The organism is Frankia sp. CeRuru1 (genome assembly GCF_977966315.1).
The window spans coordinates 1-7216 of record NZ_CDWWEW010000260.1 but is presented as its reverse complement, the minus strand read 5'-3'; the positions used below and the strand labels follow the sequence as shown (position 1 = coordinate 7216).

General features: G+C 70.4%; 9 protein-coding genes. 3 read left to right on the top strand and 6 right to left on the bottom strand.

Going from position 1 to position 7216, the window contains the following annotated elements:
* On the bottom strand, positions 1-241 hold a 241-nt coding region (locus AC08OP_RS17245; protein WP_476615129.1), incomplete at its 3' end, for a diacylglycerol kinase family protein.
* Positions 242-429: 188 nt separating this feature from the next.
* Between AC08OP_RS17245 and AC08OP_RS17240 the strand changes: the two genes are divergently transcribed.
* Positions 430-891 carry a hypothetical protein gene (locus AC08OP_RS17240; protein WP_476615128.1) on the top strand — a complete coding sequence of 154 codons (462 nt, stop codon included), beginning with the start codon at positions 430-432 and terminating at the stop codon, positions 889-891.
* Positions 892-900: 9 nt separating this feature from the next.
* On the opposite strand, the gene AC08OP_RS17235 is transcribed toward AC08OP_RS17240, so the two are convergent.
* From AC08OP_RS17235 to AC08OP_RS17220, 4 genes are all read right to left on the bottom strand, one after another.
* A complete protein-coding gene (locus tag AC08OP_RS17235) occupies positions 901-1917 on the bottom strand; it encodes an RNA polymerase sigma factor SigF (protein WP_476615127.1) in 1017 nt (338 codons plus the stop codon).
* On the bottom strand, positions 1914-2450 hold the full coding sequence (locus tag AC08OP_RS17230; RefSeq protein ID WP_476591624.1) for an ATP-binding protein: 537 nt from the start codon (positions 2448-2450) through the stop codon (positions 1914-1916). The genes AC08OP_RS17235 and AC08OP_RS17230 overlap by 4 nt, the downstream gene beginning before the upstream one ends.
* 295 nt (positions 2451-2745) lie before the next feature.
* Entirely contained in the window at positions 2746-3300 is a 555-nt protein-coding gene (locus tag AC08OP_RS17225) for an N-acetyltransferase family protein (protein WP_476615126.1), read from the bottom strand.
* Entirely contained in the window at positions 3297-3920 is a 624-nt protein-coding gene (locus tag AC08OP_RS17220) for a dTDP-4-dehydrorhamnose 3,5-epimerase family protein (protein ID WP_476615130.1), read from the bottom strand. The genes AC08OP_RS17225 and AC08OP_RS17220 overlap by 4 nt, the downstream gene beginning before the upstream one ends.
* A gap of 954 nt (positions 3921-4874) precedes the next feature.
* On the opposite strand from AC08OP_RS17220, the gene AC08OP_RS17215 reads away from it, so the two are divergent.
* Positions 4875-6101 (top strand): NAD(P)-dependent malic enzyme, encoded by a 1227-nt coding sequence (locus tag AC08OP_RS17215; RefSeq protein ID WP_476615125.1) that lies wholly within the window; start codon positions 4875-4877, stop codon positions 6099-6101.
* Positions 6102-6296: 195 nt separating this feature from the next.
* On the opposite strand, the gene AC08OP_RS17210 is transcribed toward AC08OP_RS17215, so the two are convergent.
* Positions 6297-6542, bottom strand: a complete 246-nt coding sequence (locus AC08OP_RS17210) for a hypothetical protein (protein WP_462186625.1) — start codon at positions 6540-6542, stop codon at positions 6297-6299.
* Between the two features lie 190 nt (positions 6543-6732).
* On the opposite strand from AC08OP_RS17210, the gene AC08OP_RS17205 reads away from it, so the two are divergent.
* Positions 6733-7216, top strand: a 484-nt coding sequence (locus AC08OP_RS17205; protein ID WP_476615124.1) for an alcohol dehydrogenase catalytic domain-containing protein, incomplete at its 3' end; no start/stop codon positions are given.

Genomic DNA, 7216 nt, shown 5'->3' with positions numbered 1-7216 from the left:
GTACTGGACCGTTCTGGAGCAGTCCGTTGATGATCTCGTTGACGGTACCGTCCCCACCGAGCGCAATCACCACGTCGACGCCGAGTTCGACCGCTCTGGCCCCCAGCTCCACCCCGTGCGCCCGCCCCTTGGTGACCACAGTCTCCAGGGCGAGGTCCGCGGCGAGCGCGCTGGCGAGGACGTCACGAACACGTTCGGTCGTAGCAGTGGCGACGGGGTTGACGACCAACAGCCCTCGCATGCCTCCACCGTAGTCCGCCTGGTCATCCGGGTCGCCGGCTGGGAAAACTCTCACACCGTTGGAATCCGGCGGACACCTCGCGAAGTGCGACGGGTGATGGCGCGGTGGACACCGTCCGGAGGGTCCCCGGGGGCACTGGCCGACGGCCCCGGGAACGCCGACGGCCCCGGAAACGTAGTGTCGGGGATATGGGATCCACGAGTCATCCCGATCAGCCGGCGGCCGGCCGCTTCGGCACACTGCGGCAGGCTGCTCGCGCGGCGTCCGTGCCCACTCGGGTGGCGTCCGTCCTGCTCGCCATCGAGGCGCTGACCCTGCTGGCCCTCGGAATCCTGCAGGTGCTGCGCGGCTTCGGGCCGGACATCGACGACGTGGGTCGTGCCGAGAGCGGTGGGGTGCTCGCCATGGTCGGCGGGCTCGGTGTGGCGGTCCTCGCGGGAGGCGTGCTGCGCAACGGCGCATCCTTCCGCTCGCCCACCCTGGTCGTGCAGATCCTGTGCCTGCCGGTGGCGTGGGGGCTGGTGCAGTCCGGCCGCTACGGCTACGGCATCCCGCTGCTCGTCGTGCCCCTTGTCATCGTCGTCGCGTTGCTGCTGGCCGGTGGGCTTGGGCCGGCGGTCCCGCCTCGGCGCGGCGGCGGGACCGGGTGACGGGTCCGCTCAGCCGTCCTCGAGCAGGCCGCGCCGCAGCTGGGCCAGCGTCCGAGCCAGGAGCCGGGACACATGCATCTGGGAGATGCCGAGCTCGGTCGCGATCTGGGACTGGGTCATGTTGCCGAAGAACCGCAGCAGCAGGATGCGCTTCTCCCGCGGCGGGAGCTTCTCCAACAGCGGCTTGAGGGACTCGCGGTACTCGACGCCCTCCAGGGACTCGTCCTGGACGCCGAGGGTGTCCGCGACGGCGGGTGCCTCGTCGTCGCCGGAGTCCGGCGCGTCGAGGGAGACCGCCGAGTAGGCGTTCGCCGACTCCAGCCCCTCGAGGACGTCCTCTTCGCTCATCTGCAGATGCCGGGCGATCTCACTCACCGTGGGGGAGCGGCCCAGCGTCTGGGAGAGCTCGGAGGTCGCCTTCGTCAGGGAGAGTTTGAGCTCCTGAAGGCGGCGGGGGACCCGGATGGCCCAGCCTTTGTCCCGGAAGTGCCGCTTGATCTCACCGACAATGGTCGGGGTGGCGTAGGTCGAGAACTCCACCCCACGTTCCGGATCGAACCGGTCCACCGATTTGATCAATCCGATGGTGGCCACCTGGATGAGGTCGTCGAGCGGCTCGCCCCGGTTGCGGAAACGGCGGGCGAGGTACTCCACCAGCGGCAGGTGCATCCGGACGAGCTGATCGCGGACGGCGGAGCGTTCGGGATCGTCCTCGGGTAGCTCGGCGAGGCGGACGAACAGGGTGCGGGCCAAGGCCCGGTCGGGCGAATGCGCGCGGTCGGGCCGATCGCTCTCCCCGTCGATCGCCGTACCGTCCACCGCCGGGTTCGGTAGCGCCTGGGTCGTCACCTCGGGGCCGAGATCGCTGTCGATTCCCGGGTGGTCGTCGAGCACGGATCCCCGTTGACTCAACGCCGCTACCGGGTCCACCGTGGACACCGGGTCATGATCAGATGCGTCGCGACCGGATACGTCGTGATCAGGTACCGTGCGCGGTGGGGTCGGAGTTCTCCCGGTCGACGTCACGACGTACCTACCGTGTCGCCCAGTGGAGTCTCTCTGGACGCACCCGACCCCCGGACGTGGCCGGCCGGAGGCTCACCGAGACTGGCGCGCACGCCCCTGCGCTTCTGCAGGGCAATGCTCACCCGCGACCCCGGGCCCGTCGAGGTCTGCACGTCGCCCGCCAGCGCCTTGAGCACGGTCCAGGCAAAGGTGTCCTCGGAGGGCTGCTCGCCGTCCAGGCTCTCGACCGTCACCAAGACGTGCATTACCCCCGGCGAGAGGGTGAACGTGCAGTCCAGCGAGGAACCCGGCACGGCCGAGACGAGCAGCAGGGCGCACGCCTCGTCCACGGCGATCCGGAGATCCTCGATGTCGTCGAGAGTGAAGTCGAGGCGGGCCGCCAGCGAGGCCGTCGCCGTGCGCAGGACGGTGAGGTAGGCGCTCGCGGCGGGCAGGGTGAGCGCAACCACGTCGCGTAGGCCGCCTGAGTGGGCGGTTTGGCTGTCGATGGTGTCGGAGCTCTCCGCGCCGCCGGTCGAAGGCGTCGGATCCACGTTCCTACCCCCAAAGAGCCTGCGTCGTGCGAGGACGGCGCCTCGCGGGTGTCCTGCCGACCAAGGTCGATCAGATGATGATATTCTCGGCGGTTCCTCTCCCACCCGTCGACGGGTCGAGTATTCCGCTCCCGACCATGACGTCCCGCATGGGCGGATGGTTTCCGCTCCGTCGGCGGCCGGGCGGCGGCCACCGACTCCACCGTACCCAGCCGCCGATGGGTACCGCAGGTCGGGTGATCGTAAGCTGCTGCATCCGGCCTGTCTGGCCGTCGCCGGCTCAGGTAGTGCCGGCTCAGGTAGTGCCGGCTCTGGCGGTGCCGGCTCTGGCGGTGCCGGCCGCAGCGCTGCCGGCACCGACGCCGGCCAGTGCGGTGATGGCGCCGGCGCCCATGCGCCAGGTCGTCCAGCCCTCGACCGGCCTCGCGCCGAGGGAGCGGTAGAACGCCTGCGCCGGGGCGTTCCAGTCCAGTACCGCCCATTCCATGCGCCGGTAGCCGCGGTCGGCGCAGATCGCCGCGAGAGTGGTGAGCAGGGCCTGCCCGTGACCACGGCGGCGGTGGCCCGGCTGGACGAACAGATCAACGAGGTACATCCCGGTCTGGCCGGTCCAGGTGGAGAAGGTCGGGTGCCAGAGCGCGAAGCCGACGACCTGTGGTGGGGTGGAGTCGCCGGCAGGGTGGTCTGCGGTGGCCACCAGGCAGTGGGCGGCCGGCACCGGTCCGAACAGGGCCGTGTCGAGATCGGCGGGCGTCATGGCGACGGCGGCCGGCTCCTTCTCGTACGCGGAGAGTTCGGTGACCAGGTGGTGGACGACCTTGACGTCTCTGGGGCCGGCCACCCGGATCACCGGATGTCCCCGGCGGCGCTCGCCGAGCGGAGTTCGGCGTACAGGGCCCGGCAGGCGCGATAGTCGGGCAGCAGGCTAGCCGCCTCCGCCTCCTTGAGCGACGGCGCCGCGGTGTCCTTGTCGGACAGCAACGGTACGAGATCGTCAGGCCAGGGCAGCGCGAGATCGGGATCGAGTGGGTGGACCCCGTACTCGCGCCCGGGGGTGTACGGGGTCGAGCACAGGTAGGAGATCGCGGCGTCGTCGGTGAGCGCCATGAAGGCGTGCCCGAGACCCTCCGCGACATACAGGCCCCGCCGGTCGACGTCGTCGAGGACGACCGCCGCGAACGTCCCGTAGGTCGGTGAGCCGACCCTGATGTCGACGACGCAGTCCAGCACCCGGCCGTGCACGCACGTCACGTACTTCGCCTGACTGGGGGGGACCTGCGCGTAGTGCACTCCGCGCAGCGTGCCGGCCCGGCTCACGCTGTGGTTGGCCTGCGACAGGGTGAGCGGATGTCCCACCGCCTCGGCGAGAGCGTCCGAGCGGAACCACTCCAGGAAGGTCCCGCGGCTGTCGGAGTGCTGACGTGGGGTGAACACCCAGGCGTCCGGAACCGATAGTTCGCTGATCTCCACGTGTGCGAAGGTACCGGTTCGCTCCCGCGCCTCCCAGGACGCCGGACCACGCGTCGGACCCGAGCCGGCCCCGGACTCCGGCCGTGACGGAGGGGCCGCGGTGAAGTAGGTGACAAATTCCACCCGCTTCTCCCGCTCCTTGGTGTCGGTGAAAGAGGACATAGCGATATGTCGTAACAACCGGACGCGGGTCATGGCGGGGCTGAGCCGAAGGCGATCTGGGCGCGCTGCGCCTTCGCCCGCCGGGCGGCCGGCGAGCGACCGGGCCAGGTCGATATCCATGCTGACGATGGTTCTTCCGTCGGTGTCGACGAAATTCGTTCAGTACGTACGAACTGTCGGTCGCCACACCGTCCGAACTGTTGGTCGCCACACCGTCGGAGTGCCCTTGTCGCGCACCTCCTAGGGCAGCTGGCCAGGGACGGCGCCGTCGGCGGAGGATGCCGGGGGTCGCCGTCGCCGGGGCACCGGAGTCGTCGTTCCGGCCACCGACGGAAATCGTCAGGAGTGCTACCGTCATTGCCGGAATGGGCATCGTCCGAGTACGACAGAAAGTGCCGCTGTGCACGGATTACTTCTTGGGTCCGGGCGGGCGTGTCGGTGGTTTGCCGGTATCCGGGGGGAGACCCCAGATTCTGATCACGTGATGCTTCCCTCGGGTGCCGACATCCTCTCCATGGTGGTATGTTTCGTTTCCGTTGCCGATACGTTCGTTGTCGGTTCGCCGACGGCGAAGCGCCGTCGGGGGCGGAGACGGCCGCGCGTGTCATATTGGAAGCAACCCCGGGCAACACCCGGTCGATCGCCCGCCTTACACGATGAGGCGGTACCGCTCAGGCTTGTTTTTCCGCGAAACACGCACCGCACGGGAATATGAGCACGTTGTAGCCGCCGCCCAGGTGAGACCGCGATCGCCGCGGGGTCCGCCGGCGGCTCGTTCGAGGAGCAACCTCCGTGACCGCAACCACTGACCAGCCGACTCTCGGTTCCACCACGTCGGGCCTCGCCGGGCTCAGCCCGCGGCCGTCCGACGACGATCCCGCGTTCGCCCTGCACCGCGGAGGGAAGATCGGCATCGACGTCACCGCTCCACTGAACAATCGGGAAGACCTGTCCCTGGCCTACACGCCCGGAGTCGCGCGGGTGTGTACCGCCATCGCCGAGACTCCGGCCCTCGCCGACGACTACACTTGGCGGTCGAATACCGTCGCCGTGGTCACCGATGGGACGGCTGTGCTCGGCCTCGGTGACATCGGCCCCGCGGCCTCCCTGCCGGTGATGGAGGGCAAGGCCGCGCTGTTCAAGCACTTCGCTGGCGTGGACGCGGTGCCACTGGCCCTCGCCTGCACGGACGTCGAGGAGATCGTCGACACCGTCGCGCGCCTCGCCCCGAGCTTCGGCGGGATCAACCTCGAGGACATCTCGGCACCGCGCTGCTTCGCCATCGAGCGCCTCCTGCAGGACCGCGTCGACATTCCGGTCTTCCACGACGACCAGCACGGAACAGCCATCGTCGCGCTGGCCGCGCTGGAGAATGCGGCGAAGCTCACCGGACGCACCCTCGGTGATCTGCGTGCCGTGGTGTCCGGCGCGGGTGCCGCCGGCGCCGCCGTGGCCCGCATCCTGCTGGCCGCCGGCATCGGGGACATCGCGGTCGGTGACAGCCGCGGCATCCTCTACGCCGGTCGGGACAACCTCACCCCGAGCAAGGCCGCGCTCGCCGCCGAGACCAACCGTGCCGGCCTGACCGGGTCCATCACCGACGTGCTCGCCGGCGCCGACGTCTTCCTCGGGCTGTCCGCCGGGCAGGTCCCGGAGGAAGCGGTCGCCACCCTGGCGCCAGAGGCGATCATTTTCGCGATGGCCAACCCCGATCCCGAGATCGACCCGGCGGTCGCCCACAAGTACGCGCGGATCGTGGCGACCGGTCGCAGCGACTACCCGAACCAGATCAACAACGTCCTCGCCTTCCCCGGAATCTTCCGGGGAGCGCTCGACGTCCGGGCCAGCCGCGTGACGGAGGGCATGAAGCTCGCCGCCGCGAGGGCGCTCGCCGGGGTGATCGCGGACGAGCTGGCCGAGGATCTCATCATCCCGAGCGTGTTCGACGACCGGGTCGCCCCGGCCGTTGCCGCGGCGACGGCCGCGGCCGCGCGGGCGGACGGGGTGGCCCGCCGCTGACGAGGGCCGGCGCCGGCTGATCGTCGGCGTGCCGGCCAAGGACGTCCAGGGATCCCGGTGCACCTTCTCCGGGGTCCCTGCTCGTCTCCACGGGGCCCGTGCCACGCGGGGTCTCCCCCCTAGACGGTCGAGGCCCCGCGTCCCGCTGCGGGTCCCTGAGCCGCGTTCCCGGGCCGTTTGCGAGACCGCGTGCTCTCAGACCCGGCCGCATCCCGGGCAGGGCCGGTTCTCCGCCGCCTCCGCGAGCGGGCGCAGGGTCCCACATCCCTTGTACGAGCAGCACACGAAGTCGGCGGGAGCCACCGTGATGACCGGTATGCCGTCCACGATGACCGTCGCGGGTGCCTCCGGGATGGGCGCGGGGTGTCGGCGGCGCCAGCCCAGCCGCCGGCTCGACCCGTTTCTGCGCGGCGAGTCGGGCATGTCCTCGTGGGTCACCACGGCCCGTTTACCATTGGACGTCCACCCTTGTTGTTCCCACGGTGTCGAGTTCAGCACACCGGCGTGGCAGGCGCGGTTGCCGGCCCGGATGGTCCCCTTCGTCCGTGGCGTCGCCTGTCGGTTGTCCTGAGCGGATCCGCGCCGGTCGGCCTCGCTCGCGTCTGCACGCCGGTAGCCGTAGGTTCGAAGGGTGCTAGCCGCCGCGGCCGTGTCCCTCCACCCCGATTCTCCGCTCGACGGCCTGGCCATCGGGGAGCAGCCCGAACCCGCGCCGCTCGACGGGTGGGTCACCGTCACGGTGCGGGCCGCCTCGCTCAACCATCACGACCTGTTCAGCCTGCGTGGAGTGGGCCTGCCGGCGGATCGGCTCCCGATGATTCTCGGCTGTGACGCCGCCGGGGTGACCCCCGACGGGCAGGAGGTCATCGTCCACAGCGTGATCGGTGATCCGGCAGCGGGCGGGGGGGACGAGACGCTGGACCCGAAGCGGACCCTGTTGTCCGAGCTGTACCCGGGAACCCTTGCCGAGCGGGTCGCCGTGCCGCGGCGCAACCTGATCCCGAAGCCCGCCGGGTTGTCGTGGGAGGAGGCCGCCTGCCTGCCGACCGCCTGGCTCACTGCCTACCGGATGGTCGTCTCCCGGGCGGGGCTGCCCGCCGGGGGCGGCGGCACCG